Source organism: Citrobacter sp. A316, assembly GCF_002042945.1.
In the GTDB taxonomy this organism is placed as follows: domain Bacteria; phylum Pseudomonadota; class Gammaproteobacteria; order Enterobacterales; family Enterobacteriaceae; genus Citrobacter; species Citrobacter portucalensis.
Map to the genome: position 1 here is coordinate 143,901 of NZ_MVFZ01000011.1, position 21,240 is coordinate 165,140.

A 21,240-nucleotide genomic window follows, 5' to 3' on the forward strand; every position below is an offset into this window, starting at 1 on the left:
GCCACGCCCTAAACGACTTGACGACAGCGCGTTTTGGGCTACGCCGGAAAAAAGTGCCAACAATGTAACCCAAGCCGCGTGTCATGTACATGGAGCATCCTTTTACCGCTTCAGAAATCTCTGGATCATGCGCGCAAGTTGCGCAATCTTCTCGCCCGCGTATTGTTCTTTTCTTTATACTTAGGCCGAGCGTCGGTTCACCTGCAAACGACGTAATTTTTAGAATAATCCTGACTTTGTGCGGAAGAGAAAAAATGAAAATTCGCGCTTTACTGCTTGCTACGAGCATGGCTGCGGCATTGACCGGCTGCCAGAACATGGACTCCAACGGACTGCTTTCTTCTGGCGCGGAGGCTTTTCAGGCCTACAGTCTGAGCGATGCTCAGGTAAAAGCGCTGAGCGATCAGGCCTGTAAAGATATGGACAGCAAGGCTACTATTGCCCCGGCCAGCAGCGAGTACGCAACGCGTCTTGGCAAAATCGCCGCCGCACTTGGCGATAACATTAACGGCCAGCCGGTGAACTACAAAGTCTATATGGCGAAAGATGTGAATGCCTTTGCCATGGCAAACGGCTGTATCCGTGTGTACAGCGGCCTGATGGATATGATGACTGACAACGAAGTCGAAGCGGTGATCGGCCATGAAATGGGCCACGTCGCGCTGGGTCACGTGAAAAAAGGTATGCAGGTTGCGCTAGGTACCAACGCCGTACGTGCAGCAGCGGCCTCCGCAGGCGGTATTGTCGGCAGCCTGTCGCAGTCGCAATTGGGCGATCTTGGCGAGAAACTGGTGAACTCGCAGTTCTCCCAGCGTCAGGAATCCGAGGCGGATGATTACTCGTATGATTTGTTGCGCAAACGTGGGATCAATCCGGCAGGTTTAGCCACCAGCTTTGAGAAACTGGCCAAACTGGAAGCTGGACGTCAAAGCTCAATGTTTGACGATCACCCGGCATCCGCAGAACGTGCGCAACATATTCGCGATCGCATGAGCGCAGACGGGATCAAATAACCGTTAATCGTGCCGGATGGCGCTAACGCTTATCCGGCCTACAAGCATCAACTACCTGTAGGCCGGATAAGCGTTAGCGCCATCCGGCAAAACAACTTATTCGCCTTTCTTCGCCGCCTGAATGTACAGCATTTCCAGAGCCAGCGTAGCCGCCGCCAGTGCGGTGATCTCTGACTGATCGTAGGCCGGAGCCACTTCAACAACGTCCATCCCGACGATGTTCAGATCTTTCAGACCACGTACCAGCTTGATCGCGCGATCGGAAGTCAGACCGCCAATTACTGGCGTACCGGTACCCGGCGCAAATGCTGGATCCAGGCAGTCGATATCAAAGGTCAGATACACCGGCATATCACCGACAATCTGCTTAACCTGGGCGATGATGTCATCTACGCTGCGATCGTTCACCTGGCAGGCATCCAACACGGTAAAGCCGTTGTCTTTGTCGAATTCGGTACGAATACCAATCTGCACAGAGTGATTCGGATCGATCAGCCCTTCGTTCGGGGCCGTGTAGAACATGGTGCCATGGTCGAATTCGCAGCCGTTCGCGTAGGTGTCGGTGTGGGCATCAAAGTGCACCAGTGCCATTTTACCAAAGTGTTTAGCGTGCGCGCGCAGCAGCGGCAGCGTGACGAAGTGGTCGCCGCCAAAGGAGAGCATGCGCTTACCGGCAGAAAGCAGCTTCTCAGCATGCGCCTGCAGTTTTTCACTCATTTCACGGGCATCACCGAACGCGTAAACCAGATCGCCACAGTCCACCACGTTCAGGCGTTCGCGCATATCGAAGTTCCACGGGAAGCGGTTGTGCTCCCACGCCAGGTTAGTGGAAACCTGACGGATTGCCGCCGGACCATGACGACCGCCCGCGCGGCCAGACGTTGCCATATCAAACGGTACGCCGGTGATCACCCAGTCGGCGTCGCTATCGTATGGCATGAAGTTCATCGGCAGACGTAAAAAACCAAAGGCGTTAGAAACCAGGGAGTTGTCGTATTGATGACCTAAGGTGCTCATGTACTGACCTCTTTAAAAATCGATGAAAAAAAATCCCCTCCGCGTCGTTAAGCCCGACGAGGAAGGGATTGATTTGGTAACTGCATATTTACGGCAAATTATCGCCGTTATTTTGTACGGATTCAAGTGAGAGCCATAAATGCTGCCCCCGCGGATTCCGACTGCCGGATGGCGGCTTCGCCTTATCCGGCCTACTTTCGTAGGCCCGGTAAGCGCAGCGCCAGCGGGCATTTATCGTTACTCATCTTCCAGATAAGTATAACCGTACAGACCGGCCTCAAACTCTTCGAGGAACTGTTGCTGCAGCTCGGTATCCAGATCGGTGTTCTTCACCTGGTCACGGAACTGCGTCAGCAGGGTGTTCGGATCCAACTGCACGTACTGCAGCATATCCGCCACGGTATCCCCTTCGTCGGACAGCTCAACTTCTACGCTGCCGTCAGGGAAGACAAACACGTCAACCGCTTCGGTATCACCGAACAGGTTGTGCATGTTGCCGAGGATCTCCTGGTACGCGCCGACCATAAAGAAGCCCAGCATCGGCGGGTTCTCCGGGTCGTATTCCGGCATCGGCATAGTGGTCGCAATGCCATCACCGTCAACGTAGTGATCGATCGCGCCATCAGAGTCGCAGGTGATATCCAACAGCACCGCACGGCGTTCAGGCACCTGGTTCAACCCTTCCAGCGGCATTACCGGGAACAGCTGATCGATACCCCACGCATCCGGCATCGACTGGAACAGCGAGAAGTTGACGTAAATCTTATCCGCCATACGCTCCTGCAGCTCGTCGATAATCGGACGGTGCGCGCGGTTGCTCGGGTCGAGTTGTTTCTGCACTTCATGGCACATGTTCAGATAAAGCTGCTCAGCCCACGCGCGCTCTTGCAGGCTAAAGGCGCCTGAAGAGTAACCAACATGAATATCGTGCAGATCCATCTGGCTGTCGTGCAGCCATTCACGCAGCGAACGACGGGTTCCCGGTTCATGCATTTCTTGCCAGGTTTCCCACATGCTTTGCAGAGCACGCGGCGCATCGTCAGCCGGAGGCGTTGCTTCTGTGTTTTCGCTACGCTCAACGCCGATAATGTTAGATACCAGCACGGTATGGTGCGCGGTAACCGCACGACCGGATTCGGTGATTACCGTCGGATGCGGCAGACCGTGTTCTTCACAGGCGTCGCCAATAGCCCAGATGATGTTGTTGGCGTATTCGTTCAGACCGTAGTTTACGGAACAGTCAGACTGCGAACGGGTACCTTCGTAATCCACGCCCAGACCACCGCCCACGTCGAAGCACTGGATGTTGACGCCAAGTTTGTGCAGCTCAACGTAGAAACGCGCCGATTCACGTACGCCGGTGGCGATATCACGAATGTTCGCCATCTGTGAGCCGAGATGGAAGTGCAGCAACTGAATGCTGTCCAGACGGCCGCGTTCGCGCAGAATCTCTACCAGCTGCAGCACCTGGTTTGCCGCCAGGCCGAATTTTGATTTTTCACCGCCGGAGGACTGCCACTTGCCGGAACCCTGCGACGCCAGACGCGCACGCACGCCCAGACGCGGAACAACATTCAGGCGTTCAGCTTCATCCAGCACAATAGCGATTTCAGACATCTTCTCGATGACCAGATAGACCTTATGGCCCATCTTCTCGCCAATCAGCGCCAGACGGATATATTCGCGGTCTTTATAACCGTTACACACGATCACGCTACGGGTCATTCCGGCATGGGCCAGAACGGCCATCAGTTCAGCTTTGGAACCCGCTTCCAGCCCCAGCGGTTCGCCGGAGTGGATCAGAGATTCAATCACGCGACGGTGCTGGTTGACCTTGATCGGGTAAACGAGGAAATAGTCACCGTTGTAACCGTAAGATTCACGGGCGCGTTTAAACGCGGCGTTAATCGAACGCAGACGGTGTTGCAGGATCTGCGGGAAGCAGAACAATGCAGGCAAACGCTGGCCCTGCGCTTCACGGGCTTTCACCAACTCAGCAAGGTCAACGCGCGCTTCGGGTACGTCCGGATCCGGGCACACGCTGATGTGACCCAGTTCATTGACGTCATAGTAGTTATTACCCCACCAGGCAATATTGTAAGTACGCAGCATCTTGCTGGCTTCCTGGGAACTCATTGCAACCTCCTGCATGGAGCGTAGTACACCGTGTTCGCCTGCTGACGAAGGCGAACCCAAAGAAATGTCGTCAGACATAGCGAACCTCAAATTTTATTAACAAGTGTAAAACAGTTGACTACTATCGCAATCCGAAGACGCGATAACAACCCAAATACAGGCAGAATTTGCAGCAGATAGTGCTGACGCTCCGACTGTGCGACCGGTTTCTTTTTCATATCAATGTAAACACGTAACCGAACTTAATGCTGACGGTTCGGCGAAACCACGAGAAAACTTTTGTTTACCAAGAGCGCCCTTGTTCAGTTCTTAGTGACCGTTACCGGCTCTTGAGTCCTGAGATACGCCGAGATGGGTATACACTTCATCCTTCATGCAGCCTCTTTGTTGGCTACGCTCATTCGCCCCAGTCACGTACTACTCGTACGTTCAGGGAACTCATTCACTTGCCGCCTCGACGCAGCATAAATGATTTTGTGTATATAACATCGACAGGTATGCAAAGCAGAGATGCAGATTGCGGGGGACATGTGTACACCAGGACGGTGCGACAGATTCAGCAGAATACAACGGTTCATTATCTCGTATCACCTCCACGGTTGCTCCTTACGGAACGAACCCACAAGCCAAAGCTAAAGTGTTAACCCGGCTGGAAGTGGCAACACGATGAAAACGTCGTGTGCTTTTGTCTATCCTAAATAATTCGAGTTGTGGGAAGGCGGCAACGCAGAGAGTCCCAGGGAGCTTACATGAGTAAGTGACTGGGGCGAGCGAGGAGCCAACGCACATGCAACTTGAAGTATGACGGATATGAGCCGCGCGCCGCGTTTTATACCGACAACAGTACGAAAATGCAAAAGATAAATATGCACATTGCCAGCACCGTCAGGAAAAATTTCCAGTTACATTTTCAGTACAATGCGACCTCAATCAAAAAAAGCTGGAAATCAGGCGAAGAACTGTCCTAAAATAGCCGTCCAGATGTTAATCCATCTATACCGATTAACACTCAGACTGCCAGTGTCCGCCATCTGCAGACTCATGGTAGAATCTTCTACACATGGCTATTCCACTCGACAGTTTGAGCTAACCAAATTCTCCTTAGGTGAAATTAAATATGGCAAAACACCTTTTTACGTCCGAGTCCGTATCAGAAGGGCATCCTGACAAAATCGCTGACCAAATCTCTGATGCCGTGCTGGATGCAATCCTTGAACAGGATCCGAAAGCACGCGTTGCCTGCGAAACCTACGTCAAGACCGGAATGGTTTTAGTTGGCGGTGAGATCACCACCAGCGCATGGGTTGATATCGAAGAGATCACCCGTAACACGGTTCGCGAAATTGGCTATGTGCATTCCGACATGGGCTTTGACGCCAACTCTTGTGCGGTACTGAGCGCGATTGGTAAACAGTCTCCGGACATCAACCAGGGTGTTGACCGTGCCGATCCGCTGGAACAGGGCGCAGGCGACCAGGGCCTGATGTTTGGTTATGCAACCAACGAAACCGACGTGCTGATGCCAGCACCTATTACCTATGCTCACCGTCTGGTGCAGCGTCAGGCTGAAGTGCGTAAAAACGGCACCTTATCCTGGCTGCGTCCGGATGCAAAAAGCCAGGTAACCTTCCAGTATGACGACGGCAAAATCGTCGGTATTGATGCTGTTGTTCTGTCTACTCAGCACTCTGAAGATATCGACCAGAAATCGCTGCAAGAAGCCGTTATGGAAGAGATCATCAAGCCGGTACTGCCGACCGAATGGCTGACCGCTTCGACCAAATTCTTCATCAACCCAACTGGTCGTTTCGTTATCGGCGGCCCGATGGGCGACTGTGGTCTGACCGGTCGTAAAATCATCGTTGATACCTACGGCGGCATGGCGCGTCACGGCGGCGGTGCATTCTCTGGTAAAGATCCGTCTAAAGTTGACCGTTCCGCAGCCTATGCAGCCCGTTACGTAGCGAAAAACATCGTTGCCGCAGGCCTGGCTGACCGCTGCGAGATTCAGGTTTCCTACGCAATCGGCGTGGCGGAACCGACCTCGATCATGGTGGAAACGTTCGGTACTGAAAAAGTGCCTTCAGAGCAGCTGACCCTGCTGGTGCGTGAGTTCTTCGATCTGCGCCCGTATGGCCTGATTCAGATGCTGGATCTGCTGCACCCGATTTACAAAGAAACCGCCGCTTACGGTCACTTTGGTCGCGAACATTTCCCATGGGAAAAAACCGACAAAGCACAGTTGCTGCGCGACGCTGCCGGTCTGAAGTAATTTAAAACAGACTTAACGCCGCTTATGAAGACCAGCCTCACGCTGGTCTTTTTTTATACCTATCTCCCCTCCCACATCCATCGCCAAACCGCGCTGATCACTATTGTTTTAAATGAAAATGAAAGCGATTACATCACACCATATTTCCCTCTACCTTGAATTAACATCTCTTAGTCAGCACACTTGCATCACTGTTACATTACCTTTCATCATTGTCTTAAAACCAGGCGAATGACATTATTTAATCACAATAAATAATGTTAACTTTCAATGAATTAACTAATAGCCCACGTAAATGATAGTGTAAGCGATTACACTAATGTGATGTGATTCGCATTTTTTTACCCCGTACTCACCTACCCTTAACATCAACAAAACTAGCTACCCAACCGGAGGGCATCATGCCTGACAATAAAAAAACGGGGCGTTCCAACAAAGCCATGACATTTTTTGTCTGCTTTCTGGCAGCCCTGGCTGGATTACTTTTTGGCCTGGATATCGGTGTTATTGCCGGTGCTTTACCGTTCATCACCGACGAGTTTCAAATTACCCCGCACACTCAGGAATGGGTGGTGAGTTCCATGATGTTTGGTGCGGCTGTCGGTGCTGTCGGCAGCGGTTGGCTCTCCTTCAAACTGGGACGCAAAAAAAGCCTGATGATCGGCGCGATCTTGTTTGTTGCGGGTTCACTGTTCTCCGCCGCGGCGCCAAACGTTGAAGTCCTGCTGGTTTCCCGCGTACTACTCGGCCTGGCTGTGGGGGTTGCGTCTTATACCGCGCCGCTGTACCTGTCTGAAATCGCCCCGGAAAAGATTCGTGGCAGCATGATCTCTATGTATCAGTTGATGATCACCATCGGTATTTTAGGCGCGTATCTTTCCGATACAGCGTTTAGCTACAGCGGCGCATGGCGCTGGATGCTGGGTGTAATCATCATCCCTGCCCTGCTGCTTCTGGTCGGCGTTATCTTCCTGCCGGACAGCCCACGTTGGTTTGCAGCTAAACGTCGTTTTGTTGATGCCGAACGCGTCCTGTTGCGTCTGCGTGACACCAGCGCAGAAGCCAAACGCGAGCTGGATGAAATCCGTGAAAGCCTGCAGGTAAAGCAGAGTGGCTGGGCGCTGTTTAAAGAAAACAGCAACTTCCGTCGCGCGGTATTCCTTGGCGTTCTGCTACAGGTGATGCAGCAGTTCACCGGGATGAACGTCATCATGTATTACGCACCGAAAATCTTTGAGCTGGCGGGCTACACCAACACCACCGAGCAGATGTGGGGGACTGTTATCGTCGGTCTGACTAACGTGCTGGCAACCTTTATCGCCATTGGTCTGGTTGACCGTTGGGGCCGCAAGCCTACGCTGATCCTCGGCTTTATCGTCATGGCTGTTGGTATGGGCGTGCTGGGAACAATGATGCACGTGGGTATTCACTCGGCATCCGCACAATACTTCGCAGTACTGATGCTGCTGATGTTTATCGTTGGCTTTGCGATGAGCGCCGGTCCGCTGATTTGGGTACTGTGCTCTGAAATCCAGCCGCTGAAAGGTCGCGATTTCGGCATCACCTGCTCTACCGCAACCAACTGGATTGCCAATATGATCGTCGGCGCAACTTTCCTGACGATGCTGAACTCGCTGGGCAGCGCCAACACTTTCTGGGTCTACGGTGGCCTGAACGTACTGTTCATCTTCCTGACTCTGTGGCTGATCCCTGAAACTAAAAACGTCTCTTTAGAACACATTGAACGTAACCTGATGAAGGGTCGTAAACTGCGCGAAATTGGCGCACACGACTAATCACCAAAGGCTTCCTCCCCAGCGGAGGAAGCCTTCCTCTTGCAGTCCCTTCCCTGTCGCACTATCCTCTGGCGTTATGAAAACCTCCCGTCTCCCTATCGCCATCCAGCAAGCCGTTATGCGCAGCCTGCGGGAAAAACTCGCTCAGGCTAATCTCAAGCTCGAACGCCAATACCCGGAGCCAAAACTGGTTTACCAACAGCGCGGCACCGCCGCAGGTACCGCGTGGCTACAAACCTATGAAATTAGGCTTAATCCCGTCCTGCTGATGGAGAACGTCGACGCGTTCATTAACGAAGTGGTACCCCACGAACTGGCGCATTTACTGGTGTGGAAGCACTTTGGGCGCGTGCCACCACACGGAAAAGAGTGGAAATGGATGATGGAAAGCGTGCTGGGCGTACCGGCCCGACGCACGCATCAGTTTGAACTGCAATCGGTGCAGCGCAAGACCTTTACTTACCGCTGTAAGTGTCAGGAGCACCAACTGACCGTCCGCCGCCATAACCGCGTTGTGCGCGGTGAGGCCACCTATCGCTGTGTTCACTGCGGCGAACCGCTGGTTGCAGAATAATCTTCAGAATTATCAGGAACTTTTCTGATCTAACTGATTGCATACTGGAATAACTTTCGCTACGTTGCGGGCTCGTTTTGACACGGAGTTTGTGATGTACCGTCATTTTTCTTTTGCTGCGGCCCTGTTAGCCGCTGCGTTTTCAGGCCCGGTTTTAGCCGAAGGCATCAACAGTTTTTCTCAGGCAAAAGCAGCTGGCGTCAAGGTTAACGCTGATGCGCCGGGCGATTTCTACTGCGGTTGTAAAATTAACTGGCAAGGCAAAAAAGGGGTCGTTGACCTCGAATCCTGCGGCTATAAAGTGCGAAAAAATGAAAACCGCGCCAGTCGAATTGAATGGGAGCACGTTGTCCCCGCATGGCAATTTGGTCATCAGCGCCAATGCTGGCAGGACGGAGGACGCAAAAACTGCGCCAAAGATCCGGTCTACCGCAAGATGGAAAGTGACATGCATAACCTGCAACCTGCAGTGGGTGAGGTAAATGGCGATCGCGCTAACTTCATGTACAGCCAGTGGAACGGTGGCGAGGGTCAGTATGGGCAATGCGCCATGAAGGTCGACTTCAAAGAGAAAGTTGCCGAACCGCCGGCCCGCGCTCGTGGTGCCATCGCGCGGACCTATTTTTACATGCGCGACCAGTACGATCTAACGCTCTCCCGCCAGCAAACTCAGCTTTTTAACGCCTGGAATAAGCAATATCCGGTCACCGACTGGGAGTGTGAGCGTGACGAACGCATTGCAAAGGTACAGGGGAACCATAACCCATATGTGCAACGCGCTTGCCAGGCGCAAAAGAGCTAACCTACACTAGCGTCAATATTTTTAACCATGCCCTGGCCTTTCGCAGCCCAGGGCCATGACGCGGATGTTTAACTATGCGCATTCCTCGCATTTATCACCCTGAGCCAATCACTTCCGGCAGCCAAATTTCACTGTGTGAAGATGCAGCCAACCATATCGGTCGCGTGCTGCGTATGGGACCTGGCCAGGCGCTACAGCTGTTTGATGGCAGCAATCAGGTATTCGACGCTGAAATCACCCACGCCAGTAAAAAAAGCGTGGACGTGAAGGTACTTAACGCTGAACTCGACGATCGTGAGTCGCCGTTGCATATCCACCTGGGCCAGGTGATGTCGCGCGGCGAAAAAATGGAATTCACTATCCAGAAATCGATCGAACTGGGTGTAAGCCTCATTACGCCACTTTTTTCTGAGCGCTGCGGCGTTAAACTGGACAGTGAACGCCTGAACAAGAAGCTCCAGCAGTGGCAGAAAATCGCCATTGCCGCCTGCGAACAGTGCGGTCGTAACCGGGTGCCTGAAATTCGCCCGGCAATGGATTTGGAAGCATGGTGCGCGGAACAGGACGAAGGTCTGAAACTGAACCTGCATCCGCGCGCCAGCGCCAGCATCAATACGCTGCCGCTGCCGGTGGAGCGCATCCGCTTGCTGATTGGCCCTGAAGGCGGGCTATCGGCAGATGAAATTGCCATGACTGCACGTTATCAGTTTACTGATATTCTGTTAGGACCTCGCGTTCTGCGTACTGAGACAACTGCGCTCACCGCCATTACTGCGCTACAGGTGCGTTTTGGCGATCTGGGCTAAGGCATAAACGGAGAAGAAAATGATCAAGCTCGGCATCGTGATGGATCCCATCGCAAGCATCAACATCAAGAAAGATTCCAGCTTCGCTATGCTGCTGGAAGCGCAACGTCGCGGTTACGAAATTCATTATATGGAGATGGCCGATCTTTATCTGATCAACGGTGAAGCCCGCGCCCATACGCGTACCCTGAGCGTAGAGCAGAACTACGACAAATGGTATGAGTTCAAGAGCGAGCAGGATCTCCCGCTGGCAGACCTGGACGTTATTCTGATGCGTAAGGATCCGCCGTTTGATACCGAGTTCATCTACGCAACCTATATTCTGGAACGTGCAGAAGAAAAAGGGACGCTGATCGTCAACAAACCGCAGAGCCTGCGCGACTGCAACGAAAAGCTGTTCACCGCCTGGTTTGCCGACCTGACGCCGGAAACGCTGGTCACGCGTAACAAAGCGCAGCTGAAAGCCTTCTGGCAAAAACACAGCGACATCATTCTCAAACCGCTGGACGGCATGGGCGGCGCATCTATTTTCCGTGTGAAGGAAGGCGATCCGAACCTTGGCGTCATTGCTGAAACGCTGACCGAACACGGTACCCGCTACTGCATGGCGCAGAACTATCTGCCAGCAATTAAAGATGGCGATAAACGCGTCCTGGTGGTCGATGGCGAACCCGTTCCTTATTGCCTGGCGCGTATTCCGCAGGGCGGCGAAACCCGTGGCAACCTGGCCGCAGGTGGTCGTGGTGAGCCGCGTCCATTGACCGACAGCGACTGGGAAATTGCACGTCGCATTGGGCCAACGCTGAAAGCGAAAGGTTTGATTTTTGTCGGTCTGGATATCATTGGCGATCGTCTGACGGAAATTAACGTCACCAGCCCAACCTGTATTCGTGAAATTGAAGCGGAGTTCCCGGTTTCGATTACCGGTATGCTGATGGATGCCATTGAAGCGCGTTTGCAGAAATAAATATGTTGCCGGATAGCGACGCCATCGCGTCTTATCCGGCCTGAAATTACACCCCGCAGGCCGGATTAGGCGAAGCCGCCATCCGGCAATGCTATCTTCAGAGGGTGACATCTTCGAGCTTTGCCCACATACTGGGCTCTGTTGCTTTTTTGAACCAGGAAACAGAACCTCTGACAATGAATTTACAGCATCACTTTCTGATTGCCATGCCTGCTCTCCAGGATCCGATTTTCCGCCGTTCCGTGGTGTACATCTGTGAACATAATGAGAACGGAGCAATGGGGATTATCGTCAATAAGCCTCTGGAAAACTTACAGATTGAAGGGATTCTGGAAAAGCTGAAGATTACCCCAGAAGAACGCGATCCGGCCATTCGTCTGGATAAACCAGTGATGCTCGGCGGCCCGCTGGCGGAAGACCGTGGATTTATTCTCCACACTCCACCGTCACGCTTTGCCTCCAGTATTCGCATCTCAGATAACACCATCATCACTACCTCCCGCGATGTACTAGAAACCCTGGGTACGCAGGAGCAACCGTCCGAAGTGCTGGTTGCGCTGGGTTATTCATCATGGGAAAAAGGTCAACTGGAACAAGAGCTACTGGATAACGCCTGGCTCACGGCCCCCGCAGACCTCAACATCCTATTCAAAACGCCGATTGCCGACCGCTGGCGCGATGCGGCGAAGCTTATCGGGATAGATATTCAGACCATGCCTGGCGTGGCGGGACATGCCTGATGAGCGGAACATTACTCTCTTTTGATTTTGGTACGAAAAGTATTGGTGTTGCTGTTGGTCAGCGCATTACCGGTACGGCCAGACCGTTGCCCGCCATCAAAGCGCAGGACGGTACGCCGGACTGGAGTTTGATTGAACGTTTGCTGAAAGAGTGGCAGCCGGATGAAATTATCGTAGGCCTGCCGCTCAACATGGATGGCACCGAACAGCCTCTTACCGCGCGCGCACGTAAGTTCGCTAACCGTATTCACGGTCGCTTTGGCGTAACCGTAACGCTGCACGATGAACGCTTGAGCACCGTCGAAGCCCGCTCTGGCCTGTTTGAACAAGGCGGTTATCGGGCGTTGAATAAAGGCAAAGTGGATTCCGCTTCTGCCGTGGTCATCCTCGAAAGCTATTTCGAGCAGGGCTACTAAATCCGCCCCTGCGCCTGACGCTGCTGCTGACTTTGTGAAAATGTCTGCATACCTGTCTGCTGCCCGGTTTGAATTACGCCGGGTAGCTGATGCGTTTTCCCTTCACGAATCAAATTGCCCACGGCTGGCGTGTTGACGAGCAGCTCAAATAGCGCCACGCGCCCTCCCTGTTTATCTTCCTCCAGCTTTTGCGAAAGTACCGCCCGCAGACTGTCTGCCAGTTGGTTACGCACCGGCTCTTTCTCTGTTGCCGAAAAGGTGTCCACCAGCCGCGCGATGGCCTGCGCCGCCCCTCGCGTATGTAACGTTGCCAGCACCAGATGCCCAGTTTCCGCTGCGGTTAACGCCAGACGAATGGTTTCCACGTCACGTAGCTCGCCCAGCAAAATGACGTCGGGATCTTCACGCAGCGCGCCGCGTAAACCAGCGGCAAAAGAAGCGCAGTGCACGCCCACCTCCCGTTGTTGAATAAGACAACGCTGGCTGGTGTAGCGATATTCAATCGGGTCTTCCAGCGTCAGAATGTGCCCCGCAACTTGCTGATTAAGGTACTCAACCATCGCCGCCAGGGTCGTTGATTTACCGCTACCGGTAGCGCCTGTCACCAGAATTAACCCATTTTCACTGCGCAGCAGTTCAGGTATGACGTCAGGGGTCTGGAGATCGTCTAAACGTGGGCAATCAAGCGGGAGCAATCTTAGCGCCAGCGAGGTTCCCTGTTGATGAGCAAAAGCACTGGCGCGCAGCCGCCGGGAACCTGCCAGCGCAATAGCAAAATCTACCTGCCCCTGTTCCCGCCACTGTACCTGTTGTTGCTCACTGAGCCAGCACATCAGCAGCTTCTCCACGTCAGGCGTAGTAAATGGTGCGATTTCGACTTTTCCACGTATGCGCCAGCGCGCAGGCCATGCATTGCACAGGTGTAGATCCGACACGTTATGCTTTACACTAAGGGCCACTATTTCTTCCATATTCATATGAACATCCTCGGAAAATGAACGATATCGCGCATAACCTGGCACATGTCCGGGACAAAATCTCAGCCGCCGCGACGCGTTGCGGGCGGTCTTCAGAAGAAGTTACGCTGCTTGCAGTCAGTAAAACCAAACCTGCGAGCGCCATCGAAGAAGCCATTACCGCAGGGCAGCGAGCCTTCGGTGAAAACTATGTGCAGGAAGGGGTGGATAAAATCCGCTACTTCCAGGAAAAAGGCGTCAACGATCTGCAGTGGCACTTTATCGGCCCGCTGCAGTCCAACAAAAGTCGTCTGGTCGCCGAGCACTTTGACTGGTGCCATACGATCGACCGTCTGCGTATCGCTGCCCGTCTGAGCGAACAGCGCCCGGCGGAACTGCCGCCGCTCAATGTACTGATTCAAATTAATATCAGCGATGAGAACAGTAAGTCAGGCATTCCGCTGGCAGAGCTTGATGCACTGGCCGCTGAAGTCGCCGCACTGCCGCGCATTACCCTGCGTGGCCTGATGGCAATTCCGGCTCCAGAGTCAGATTATGTAAGGCAGTTTGAAGTTGCACAGCAAATGGCGGTAGCATTTGCCGGGTTGAAAACACGCTACCCAGGCATCGACACACTCTCACTGGGAATGTCTGATGATATGGATGCCGCCATCGCGGCGGGTAGCACGATGGTGCGCATTGGCACTGCCATTTTTGGTGCTCGTGATTACACTAAAAAATAAGGAAAACTAAGGAACACCATGAATACGTTGACCTTCCTGCTCTCAACGGTAATTGAGCTGTATACCATGGCGCTGCTACTGCGCGTGTGGATGCAATGGTCTCGCTGCGATTTTTACAACCCGTTCTCGCAGTTTATAGTGAAAATCACTCAGCCCATCATTGGGCCGTTACGCCGCATTATTCCCCCTATGGGGCCGATTGACAGCGCATCGGCATTAGTTGCGCTCGTTCTCAGCTTTATCAAAGCAATCGTGCTGTTTAAGGTGGTCACGTTCCAGCCGATCATCTGGATCGCCGCCGTACTGATTGTCCTGAAGACTATCGGATTGCTGATTTTCTGGGTGCTGCTTGTGATGGCGATTATGAGCTGGGTCAGCCAGGGCCGCAGTCCTGTAGAGTACGTGCTGATTCAACTGGCAGATCCGCTGCTGCGCCCTATCCGTCGCATACTTCCAGGCATGGGCGGGATCGATTTCTCCCCAATGATTCTGGTTCTGCTGCTCTATGTTATTAACATGGGCATCGCGGAAGTGTTACAGGCGACAGGCAACATGCTGCTGCCGGGGCTGTGGATGGCGCTATGAGTGCCGTTACATCCTGCGACGACGGTCTGGTTTTGCGGCTCTATATTCAGCCTAAAGCCAGCCGTGACAGTATTGTGGGTTTACATGGCGACGAAGTTAAAGTCGCCATTACCGCCCCACCCGTAGATGGCCAGGCCAATAGCCATCTGGTGAAGTTTCTCGGCAAACAGTTCCGTGTGGCAAAAAGCCAGGTCGTCATTGAGAAGGGCGAGCTTGGACGTCACAAACAGGTTAAAATCATTCATCCGCAACAGATCCCGCCCGAAATTGCGGCGTTAACTGATTAGGTATCCCATGCAAAAAGTTGTCCTCGCGACCGGCAATGCCGGTAAAGTGCGTGAACTCGCCTCTCTTCTGAGTGATTTCGGTCTTGATGTTGTTGCCCAAACGGATCTGGGTGTTGATTCTGCAGAAGAGACCGGACTGACGTTTATTGAGAACGCTATTCTGAAGGCGCGTCATGCCGCGCAAATTACTGGCTTACCGGCCATTGCTGATGACTCAGGTCTGGCAGTAAATGCCCTTGGCGGCGCGCCGGGTATCTATTCAGCCCGCTATTCCGGCGAAGATGCGACCGATCAGCAGAACCTGGAAAAACTGCTTCACACCCTGCAGGATGTACCTGATGACAAACGCCAGGCGCAGTTCCATTGTGTGCTGGTGTATATGCGCCATGCAGACGATCCAACGCCTGTTGTGTGTCACGGAAGCTGGCCGGGCGTGATTACCCGTGAACCTGCCGGAAACGGTGGTTTTGGCTACGACCCGATCTTCTTTGTGCCGTCTGAAGGGAAAACCGCCGCCGAACTGACCCGTGAAGAAAAGAGTGCGATTTCTCACCGCGGACAGGCGCTGAAGCTGTTGCTGGATGCCCTGCGTAATGGTTAAGCTTCCGCCGCTAAGTCTTTATATTCACATCCCGTGGTGCGTGCAGAAATGCCCGTACTGCGACTTCAACTCGCATGCACTAAAGGGCGAAGTCCCTCATGACGACTATGTGCAGCATCTGCTGAGCGATCTGGATACTGAGGTGGCCCACGCCCAGGGACGTGAAGTAAAGACGATTTTCATCGGTGGAGGTACGCCGAGCCTGCTTTCTGGCCCGGCGATGCAAACGCTGCTAGACGGCGTGCGAGCACGGCTGAATCTGGCCGCAGATGCAGAAATCACGATGGAGGCGAATCCCGGGACGGTGGAAGCCGATCGCTTTGTGGATTATCAACGCGCTGGCGTCAACCGTATCTCGATTGGCGTACAGAGCTTTAGCTCCGCCAAACTCGAACGTCTGGGACGGATTCACGGGCCGGAAGAAGCCAAACGAGCAGCACACCTGGCGAGCGGTCTGGGGCTACGCAGCTTTAACCTCGACCTGATGCATGGTTTACCGGATCAGACGCTGGAAGAGGCGCTGGGCGATTTACAGCAGGCCATCGCGCTCAACCCGCCGCATCTTTCCTGGTATCAGTTGACCATCGAACCCAACACGCTGTTCGGTTCCCGACCGCCGGTTTTACCGGACGATGATGCGCTGTGGGATATTTTTGAGCAAGGCCACCAGTTGCTGACCGCCGCAGGGTATCAGCAGTACGAAACCTCAGCCTACGCCAAACCGGGTTATCAGTGTCAGCACAACCTTAACTACTGGCGTTTTGGCGACTATCTTGGCATTGGCTGCGGCGCACACGGTAAGATCACATTCCCTGACGGACGCATCCTGCGCACCACCAAAACGCGGCATCCGCGTGGGTATATGCAAGGGCGTTATCTCGAAAGCGAGCGTGATGTCGCCGAAGCCGATAAGCCGTTCGAGTTCTTTATGAACCGTTTCCGGCTACTGGAAGCCGCGCCTCGCGCGGAGTTCACGCAATATACCGGGCTTACCGAAGACGTTATTCGTCGACAGATCGATGAGGCTATCGCCCAGGGCTACCTGAGTGAATGCGATGAATACTGGCAGATTACCCAACACGGTAAGCTGTTTTTGAATTCGCTGCTGGAGCTGTTTCTGGCGGAATGATGCGGTAAAAATGTAGGCCGGATAAGGCCTTGAGCCGCCATCCGGCAAATTGCCTGCTGGCGCTGCGCTTATCCGGCCTACAGGGTTAGGACGGTAAGCGCAGCCACCTTCATCGATTAATACTGATTAAACATTTCCTGGATCTGCTTAGGATCCTTGGTTTGAGTCAGCGCAAGCTGCAGCAGAACACGTGCTTTTTGCGGGTTCAGAGAACCTGAAGCCACAAATCCATACTTCGCATCATCAATTTCAGCATCCTGCGTGGTGAAGCCGGTTGGTACACGGGATGAACGCACTACAACGGTACCTTTATGCGCGGCGGTTGCCAGCGTATCGAAAATGGTTTTATACAAGTTACCGTTACCTACACCCGCACTGACAATCCCGGCGTAACCCGCATCTACCAGCGCTTTTGCCGGCAGATCGGAGGCGTTAGCGTAGTTGTAAACAATCCCAACTTTCGGCAGTTCAGTCAGCTTAGACACATCGAACGGAGTAGACGTGGTGTGCTTACGCGCAGGCGTACGCTGGTAGTCGATTTTACCGTTATGGATATAACCCAACGGGCCGTAGTTAACGGATTTGAAGGTAGCAACGTCGGTAGTGTTGGTTTTAGTCACGTCGCGACCATCCATAACGGTGTCGTTCATCACCACCAGCACTCCGCGGTTGGCAGAGGCTTTGTCTGCGGCAGTGACTACCGCGTTATACAGGTTGAATGGGCCATCAGCGCTCATACCCGTAGACGGACGCATTGCGCCGACCAGTACCACCGGCTTGTTGCACTTAACGGTCAGGTCGAGGAAATAGGCAGTTTCTTCCATGGTATCCGTACCATGAGTTACCACGAAGCCGTCGGTTTTATCACACTCGGTATTAATCTTTTTCGCCAGCGTTAACCAGACTTCGTCATTCATATCCTGGGAGCCGATATTCACCACCTGCTCGCCTTTCACGACAGCGATATCTTTCAATTGAGGTACGGCCTCAACCAGATTTTCTACGCCAACTTTGCCTGCCGTGTAGTTAGATTTTGTCGCGGAATCACCGCCGCCGGCAATCGTCCCACCGGTCGCTAAAATGGTGATGTTTGGCAGTGCAAGCGCCGCGCCGCTGAAACCCATAACCAGTGCAGCAAGTGCCGTCTTCTTGAAAAACTCCATGTTATTTCTCCAGTTACTTGAATTTGCAGCATTATGTCTATCCTACAGATGAATAATGTGACGAGATCCAATTAACCAGATTTATATCTCCGCCAAATTGCCATTCTTAGAGATGGATATCAAAAAAACAGAAATATACAAAATAAAACGGCACAGAATGTTTCTGTGCCGTTAAGAAGAGGTGAAGATTATTTCAGAGTGCTAACCAGCGTTTTACGATCGTTTTCCAGCGTCACGACGCGGGCACAAACATCTTTGCCAAACTGCTGGAAGTCTTGTTCCTGATTCTTCCATTCGTTCTGAATGGAGGTTTGCAAACCACCGAGACTCCCGAGCACGCCCTGCAGCGGATTACCACCGCCTTTGAGCACGGCTTTCGCCCCCATCTCGTTGATGCTGTCCTGCAAAATGCCGCCCATCGCCTGATTGACCAGCTGTTGTCCGTCCGCGCGGACCTGATCAATCGCCTTATAATGGAAAGTCAGGCCATCAGTTCGATGCTCAATGATGCGGTTCATCTGCGCTTTCAATTGCGCATCCAGCTTGGTTAAGCGACCACGCATGTTGCTGCTTTCACCGACCTCTTTGGCGATGATTTTGTCCAGCGCCACGCGACCTTTCTCTACGCGCGCTCTGGCACCTTCGTCAATCCACGGCAGGCTGCTACGCAACGCCGCCTGATAATCTTTGGCCTGCTCACGCTGTGCGGCGTTTAGGTTGTACTGCTTACCATTAAAGGTGACATCACCGGCCTGGGTAATAACCAGATCGCCGTTTTCACCCTTCACCTGCACCGTTTGTGGGCTCAAAATCACATCGTCACGCGGGGTGACGCTGCACTGGTAATCTGCATGTGCGGCCATCGCCGTGAACGTTAGGACTGCCGCCAGCAGCGTTTTGCGCATCATATCTTTCCCTCAATACAAATCGGGCCGGCATTTGCCGACCCTGTGCTACTTAGTCCCACCAAATATCGAAAAGTTCGCTGGTACGCACTTCTTCGAGTTTGTGCTCTTCCAGCCACTTACGCACGATTGCCTGGTGTTCTTCGGTGCATTTGCCGATTTCCTGCAGACAGATCAGACCTTCCCAGGCCAGATAGCCGCTGCCGTCAAAAGCCAGCTTGTTCCGTTCGATAACTTCATTGATAAAGTCATCAACGATTTGATCGACCTGCTCTCCAGATGTACCTTCCGGGAAACGCCATGCAACCGAAAATCCTATTTCCTGGAATTCGTCGATGTGCATTTTTTTACGCAGACGACGGCTACGGTTCTTTGCCATTATTTCACCCTCTCGAACATTAAGTCCCATACGCCGTGGCCAAGACGATGACCACGTTGTTCAAATTTGGTTACCGGGCGCGATTCCGGGCGCGGTACATAATCGTTACTCTCTGACTGGTTTTTGTACCCGTCAATCGAGGACATTACTTCAAGCATGTGCTCCGCATACGCTTCCCAGTCGGTTGCCATATGGAACACGCCGCCCAGCTTCAGCTTGCTTAAGATATGCTCAGCAAACGATACCTGAACGATACGGCGTTTATTATGACGTGCTTTATGCCACGGGTCAGGGAAAAACAGCTGAACCATAGATAAAGAATTGTCAGGAATCATTTTATGCAGGACTTCAACGGCATCATGGCACATGACGCGCAGGTTCTCGACACCCTCTTCATGGGCTGAAGCCAGACACGCACCAACGCCCGGCGAGTGAACCTCAATGCCGAGGAAATTCTGTTCCGGACGCGCTTTCGCCATTGCTACCAGCGACGCTCCCATACCAAAACCGATTTCCAGCGTGACTGGCGCGTCGCGACCAAACAGTTCTACAAAATCTACAGGCTCTTCGCTGAACTCAACGCCCATCACCGGCCAGTAGTTTTCCAGCGCGTGTTCCTGCCCTTTCGTCAGTCGCCCCTGGCGACGAACAAAACTACGAATCCGGCGCAGAGGGCGGCCGTTTTCATCAAATTCCGGTGAAATGACGTCGTTCTTCATAAAAGTTTAGTCTGCTGTGTTTGAGTTCTGAAAACGGGCATTATCCAAAGTTAGTTGCCGGATGCAAGTAAAGGAAGAAAGTGAGCAGCGGAAAGTTCCGGTTTACACCCCGTTGCCGCTGTGCTGCAATCTTGCCCCCGGCAATAATGAAACGGTAATCATGCAAGCGTCTCAATTTTCGGCTCAGGTTTTGAGCTGGTACGACAAATACGGGCGGAAAACGCTGCCCTGGCAAATTGACAAGACGCCTTACAAAGTATGGCTCTCTGAGGTCATGCTGCAACAAACTCAGGTTGCGACCGTTATCCCTTATTTTGAGCGCTTTATGGCGCGCTTCCCAACGGTAACGGATTTAGCCCATGCGCCGCTGGATGAAGTTCTGCATTTGTGGACCGGGCTGGGTTATTACGCCCGTGCGCGCAATCTGCATAAAGCCGCGCAGCAGGTTGTGACGCTGCATAGCGGTATATTTCCGCAAACCTTTGAGGAGGTTGCCGCCCTGCCTGGCGTCGGACGTTCAACCGCAGGCGCGATTCTTTCTCTTTCTCTGGGTCAGCATTTTCCGATTCTCGACGGTAACGTCAAACGCGTGCTGGCTCGCTGTTATGCTGTAAGCGGCTGGCCGGGTAAAAAAGAGGTCGAAAAGAAGCTGTGGGAGTTGAGCGAGCAAGTTACGCCGGCCCAGGGTGTTGAGCGTTTTAATCAGGCGATGATGGATTTAGGCGCCATGGTCTGTACGCGCTCAAAACCTAAATGTTCCCTGTGTCCGTTGGAAAATGGCTGTATGGCGAGCGCCAATGCAAGCTGGGCGCTGTATCCCGGTAAAAAGCCCAAACAGACGTTACCGGAACGAACGGGCTATTTTTTACTGATGCAGCATGATGACGAAGTGCTGCTCGCACAGCGACCGCCCAGCGGCTTATGGGGTGGTTTATACTGTTTTCCGCAGTTTGACGACGAAAATGGACTGCGCAACTGGCTGGCGCAACGACAAATTAACGCAGATAATCTGACCCAACTTAATGCATTTCGCCATACCTTTAGCCATTTCCACTTAGATATTGTGCCTATGTGGCTTCCCGTGTCTTCATTCAGCTCATGCATGGATGAAGGCAACGCGCTCTGGTATAACTTAGCGCAACCGCCGTCGGTCGGACTGGCGGCTCCCGTGGAGCGTTTGTTACAGCAATTACGTGCCGGTACACACGTTTAACGTACCGGACGATAGAGAGGA

At 53.0% G+C, this 21,240-nt stretch carries 23 protein-coding genes and 1 pseudogene; 15 read left to right on the forward strand and 9 right to left on the reverse strand.

Going from position 1 to position 21,240, the window contains the following annotated elements:
* Nucleotides 1-254: 254 nt before the first annotated feature.
* The gene (locus tag BZK41_RS15060) at nt 255-1,013 is read left to right on the forward strand and encodes a M48 family metallopeptidase (RefSeq protein ID WP_003825452.1); all 759 of its coding nucleotides are present in this window, start codon (nt 255-257) and stop codon (nt 1,011-1,013) included.
* Between the two features lie 96 nt (nt 1,014-1,109).
* Here the strand turns inward: BZK41_RS15060 and speB are convergent, their stop codons facing one another.
* From speB to BZK41_RS27705, 4 genes and pseudogenes are all read right to left on the reverse strand, one after another.
* On the reverse strand, nt 1,110-2,030 hold the full coding sequence (speB, locus tag BZK41_RS15065; protein WP_003027056.1) for an agmatinase: 921 nt from the start codon (nt 2,028-2,030) through the stop codon (nt 1,110-1,112).
* A gap of 237 nt (nt 2,031-2,267) precedes the next feature.
* On the reverse strand, nt 2,268-4,244 hold the full coding sequence (gene speA, locus BZK41_RS15075; protein WP_079938666.1) for a biosynthetic arginine decarboxylase: 1,977 nt from the start codon (nt 4,242-4,244) through the stop codon (nt 2,268-2,270).
* 8 nt (nt 4,245-4,252) lie between these two features.
* A complete protein-coding gene (gene yqgB, locus BZK41_RS15080) occupies nt 4,253-4,384 on the reverse strand; it encodes an acid stress response protein YqgB (protein WP_003027062.1) in 132 nt (43 codons plus the stop codon).
* A gap of 258 nt (nt 4,385-4,642) precedes the next feature.
* Nucleotides 4,643-4,744, reverse strand: a pseudogene (locus BZK41_RS27705) (hypothetical protein); the annotation flags it as partial.
* A 539-nt stretch (nt 4,745-5,283) separates the two neighbouring features.
* On the opposite strand from BZK41_RS27705, the gene metK reads away from it, so the two are divergent.
* From metK to ruvX, 8 genes are all read left to right on the forward strand, one after another.
* Nucleotides 5,284-6,438, forward strand: a complete 1,155-nt coding sequence (metK, locus tag BZK41_RS15090) for a methionine adenosyltransferase (RefSeq protein ID WP_020996311.1) — start codon at nt 5,284-5,286, stop codon at nt 6,436-6,438.
* Nucleotides 6,439-6,839: 401 nt separating this feature from the next.
* Entirely contained in the window at nt 6,840-8,234 is a 1,395-nt protein-coding gene (galP, locus tag BZK41_RS15095) for a galactose/proton symporter (protein WP_008785766.1), read from the forward strand.
* A gap of 76 nt (nt 8,235-8,310) precedes the next feature.
* The gene (locus BZK41_RS15100; protein ID WP_003825440.1) at nt 8,311-8,808 is read left to right on the forward strand and encodes a SprT family zinc-dependent metalloprotease; all 498 of its coding nucleotides are present in this window, start codon (nt 8,311-8,313) and stop codon (nt 8,806-8,808) included.
* Nucleotides 8,809-8,902: 94 nt separating this feature from the next.
* Nucleotides 8,903-9,610, forward strand: coding sequence for a deoxyribonuclease I (endA, locus tag BZK41_RS15105; protein ID WP_008785767.1), 708 nt, complete (start codon nt 8,903-8,905; stop codon nt 9,608-9,610).
* 74 nt (nt 9,611-9,684) lie between these two features.
* Nucleotides 9,685-10,416: a 16S rRNA (uracil(1498)-N(3))-methyltransferase gene (rsmE, locus tag BZK41_RS15110; protein WP_008785768.1), complete on the forward strand. Its 732-nt coding sequence runs from the start codon at nt 9,685-9,687 to the stop codon at nt 10,414-10,416.
* Between the two features lie 19 nt (nt 10,417-10,435).
* A complete protein-coding gene (gene gshB / locus BZK41_RS15115) occupies nt 10,436-11,383 on the forward strand; it encodes a glutathione synthase (RefSeq protein ID WP_003027083.1) in 948 nt (315 codons plus the stop codon).
* Nucleotides 11,384-11,559: 176 nt separating this feature from the next.
* Nucleotides 11,560-12,123: a YqgE/AlgH family protein gene (locus tag BZK41_RS15120; RefSeq protein ID WP_003027086.1), complete on the forward strand. Its 564-nt coding sequence runs from the start codon at nt 11,560-11,562 to the stop codon at nt 12,121-12,123.
* Nucleotides 12,123-12,539, forward strand: a complete 417-nt coding sequence (gene ruvX, locus BZK41_RS15125; RefSeq protein WP_008785771.1) for a Holliday junction resolvase RuvX — start codon at nt 12,123-12,125, stop codon at nt 12,537-12,539. Before BZK41_RS15120 ends, ruvX begins: the two co-directional genes overlap by 1 nt.
* Here the strand turns inward: ruvX and BZK41_RS15130 are convergent.
* Nucleotides 12,536-13,516, reverse strand: a complete 981-nt coding sequence (locus tag BZK41_RS15130; protein WP_079938667.1) for a type IV pilus twitching motility protein PilT — start codon at nt 13,514-13,516, stop codon at nt 12,536-12,538. The genes ruvX and BZK41_RS15130 overlap by 4 nt on opposite strands.
* Before the next feature lie 17 nt (nt 13,517-13,533).
* Here BZK41_RS15130 and BZK41_RS15135 point away from each other — a divergent pair, with 17 nt between their 5' ends.
* Genes BZK41_RS15135 through hemW form a run of 5 tightly spaced genes read left to right on the forward strand, consistent with a single transcriptional unit; the run spans nt 13,534 to nt 16,840 of the window.
* Nucleotides 13,534-14,238 carry a YggS family pyridoxal phosphate-dependent enzyme gene (locus BZK41_RS15135; RefSeq protein WP_057067562.1) on the forward strand — a complete coding sequence of 235 codons (705 nt, stop codon included), beginning with the start codon at nt 13,534-13,536 and terminating at the stop codon, nt 14,236-14,238.
* 18 nt (nt 14,239-14,256) lie between these two features.
* A complete protein-coding gene (locus BZK41_RS15140; protein ID WP_003825417.1) occupies nt 14,257-14,823 on the forward strand; it encodes a YggT family protein in 567 nt (188 codons plus the stop codon).
* Nucleotides 14,820-15,110, forward strand: coding sequence for a DUF167 family protein YggU (gene yggU, locus BZK41_RS15145; protein ID WP_049015279.1), 291 nt, complete (start codon nt 14,820-14,822; stop codon nt 15,108-15,110). The genes BZK41_RS15140 and yggU overlap by 4 nt, the downstream gene beginning before the upstream one ends.
* A 7-nt stretch (nt 15,111-15,117) precedes the next feature.
* Nucleotides 15,118-15,711, forward strand: coding sequence for an XTP/dITP diphosphatase (locus BZK41_RS15150; RefSeq protein ID WP_079938668.1), 594 nt, complete (start codon nt 15,118-15,120; stop codon nt 15,709-15,711).
* Nucleotides 15,704-16,840 carry a radical SAM family heme chaperone HemW gene (gene hemW, locus BZK41_RS15155; protein ID WP_079938669.1) on the forward strand — a complete coding sequence of 379 codons (1,137 nt, stop codon included), beginning with the start codon at nt 15,704-15,706 and terminating at the stop codon, nt 16,838-16,840. The genes BZK41_RS15150 and hemW overlap by 8 nt, the downstream gene beginning before the upstream one ends.
* Before the next feature lie 116 nt (nt 16,841-16,956).
* On the opposite strand, the gene ansB is transcribed toward hemW, so the two are convergent.
* From ansB to trmB, 4 genes are all read right to left on the reverse strand, one after another.
* Nucleotides 16,957-18,003, reverse strand: coding sequence for an L-asparaginase 2 (gene ansB, locus BZK41_RS15160; RefSeq protein WP_079938670.1), 1,047 nt, complete (start codon nt 18,001-18,003; stop codon nt 16,957-16,959).
* A gap of 188 nt (nt 18,004-18,191) precedes the next feature.
* A complete protein-coding gene (locus BZK41_RS15165; RefSeq protein ID WP_079938671.1) occupies nt 18,192-18,911 on the reverse strand; it encodes a DUF2884 domain-containing protein in 720 nt (239 codons plus the stop codon).
* Nucleotides 18,912-18,960: 49 nt separating this feature from the next.
* Complete coding sequence (locus tag BZK41_RS15170) at nt 18,961-19,287, reverse strand: YggL family protein (RefSeq protein WP_079938672.1); 327 nt, start codon at nt 19,285-19,287, stop codon at nt 18,961-18,963.
* Nucleotides 19,287-20,006: a tRNA (guanosine(46)-N7)-methyltransferase TrmB gene (gene trmB / locus BZK41_RS15175; protein WP_079938673.1), complete on the reverse strand. Its 720-nt coding sequence runs from the start codon at nt 20,004-20,006 to the stop codon at nt 19,287-19,289. The genes BZK41_RS15170 and trmB overlap by 1 nt, the downstream gene beginning before the upstream one ends.
* A 160-nt stretch (nt 20,007-20,166) precedes the next feature.
* Between trmB and mutY the strand changes: the two genes are divergently transcribed.
* A complete protein-coding gene (gene mutY, locus BZK41_RS15180; protein WP_139762613.1) occupies nt 20,167-21,219 on the forward strand; it encodes an A/G-specific adenine glycosylase in 1,053 nt (350 codons plus the stop codon).
* Nucleotides 21,220-21,240 lie beyond the last annotated feature (21 nt).

Excerpts from the sequence above, each read along its gene's own strand:
- BZK41_RS15060 (WP_003825452.1), top strand. The coding sequence starts at position 255 with ATGAAAATTCGCGCTTTACTGCTTGCTACGAGCATGGCTGCGGCATTG.
- speB (WP_003027056.1), bottom strand. The coding sequence starts at position 2,030 with ATGAGCACCTTAGGTCATCAATACGACAACTCCCTGGTTTCTAACGCC.
- speA (WP_079938666.1), bottom strand. The coding sequence starts at position 4,244 with ATGTCTGACGACATTTCTTTGGGTTCGCCTTCGTCAGCAGGCGAACAC.
- yqgB (WP_003027062.1), bottom strand. The coding sequence starts at position 4,384 with ATGAAAAAGAAACCGGTCGCACAGTCGGAGCGTCAGCACTATCTGCTG.
- metK (WP_020996311.1), top strand. The coding sequence starts at position 5,284 with ATGGCAAAACACCTTTTTACGTCCGAGTCCGTATCAGAAGGGCATCCT.
- galP (WP_008785766.1), top strand. The coding sequence starts at position 6,840 with ATGCCTGACAATAAAAAAACGGGGCGTTCCAACAAAGCCATGACATTT.
- BZK41_RS15100 (WP_003825440.1), top strand. The coding sequence starts at position 8,311 with ATGAAAACCTCCCGTCTCCCTATCGCCATCCAGCAAGCCGTTATGCGC.
- endA (WP_008785767.1), top strand. The coding sequence starts at position 8,903 with ATGTACCGTCATTTTTCTTTTGCTGCGGCCCTGTTAGCCGCTGCGTTT.
- rsmE (WP_008785768.1), top strand. The coding sequence starts at position 9,685 with ATGCGCATTCCTCGCATTTATCACCCTGAGCCAATCACTTCCGGCAGC.
- gshB (WP_003027083.1), top strand. The coding sequence starts at position 10,436 with ATGATCAAGCTCGGCATCGTGATGGATCCCATCGCAAGCATCAACATC.
- BZK41_RS15120 (WP_003027086.1), top strand. The coding sequence starts at position 11,560 with ATGAATTTACAGCATCACTTTCTGATTGCCATGCCTGCTCTCCAGGAT.
- ruvX (WP_008785771.1), top strand. The coding sequence starts at position 12,123 with ATGAGCGGAACATTACTCTCTTTTGATTTTGGTACGAAAAGTATTGGT.
- BZK41_RS15130 (WP_079938667.1), bottom strand. The coding sequence starts at position 13,516 with ATGAATATGGAAGAAATAGTGGCCCTTAGTGTAAAGCATAACGTGTCG.
- BZK41_RS15135 (WP_057067562.1), top strand. The coding sequence starts at position 13,534 with ATGAACGATATCGCGCATAACCTGGCACATGTCCGGGACAAAATCTCA.
- BZK41_RS15140 (WP_003825417.1), top strand. The coding sequence starts at position 14,257 with ATGAATACGTTGACCTTCCTGCTCTCAACGGTAATTGAGCTGTATACC.
- yggU (WP_049015279.1), top strand. The coding sequence starts at position 14,820 with ATGAGTGCCGTTACATCCTGCGACGACGGTCTGGTTTTGCGGCTCTAT.
- BZK41_RS15150 (WP_079938668.1), top strand. The coding sequence starts at position 15,118 with ATGCAAAAAGTTGTCCTCGCGACCGGCAATGCCGGTAAAGTGCGTGAA.
- hemW (WP_079938669.1), top strand. The coding sequence starts at position 15,704 with ATGGTTAAGCTTCCGCCGCTAAGTCTTTATATTCACATCCCGTGGTGC.
- ansB (WP_079938670.1), bottom strand. The coding sequence starts at position 18,003 with ATGGAGTTTTTCAAGAAGACGGCACTTGCTGCACTGGTTATGGGTTTC.
- BZK41_RS15165 (WP_079938671.1), bottom strand. The coding sequence starts at position 18,911 with ATGATGCGCAAAACGCTGCTGGCGGCAGTCCTAACGTTCACGGCGATG.
- BZK41_RS15170 (WP_079938672.1), bottom strand. The coding sequence starts at position 19,287 with ATGGCAAAGAACCGTAGCCGTCGTCTGCGTAAAAAAATGCACATCGAC.
- trmB (WP_079938673.1), bottom strand. The coding sequence starts at position 20,006 with ATGAAGAACGACGTCATTTCACCGGAATTTGATGAAAACGGCCGCCCT.
- mutY (WP_139762613.1), top strand. The coding sequence starts at position 20,167 with ATGCAAGCGTCTCAATTTTCGGCTCAGGTTTTGAGCTGGTACGACAAA.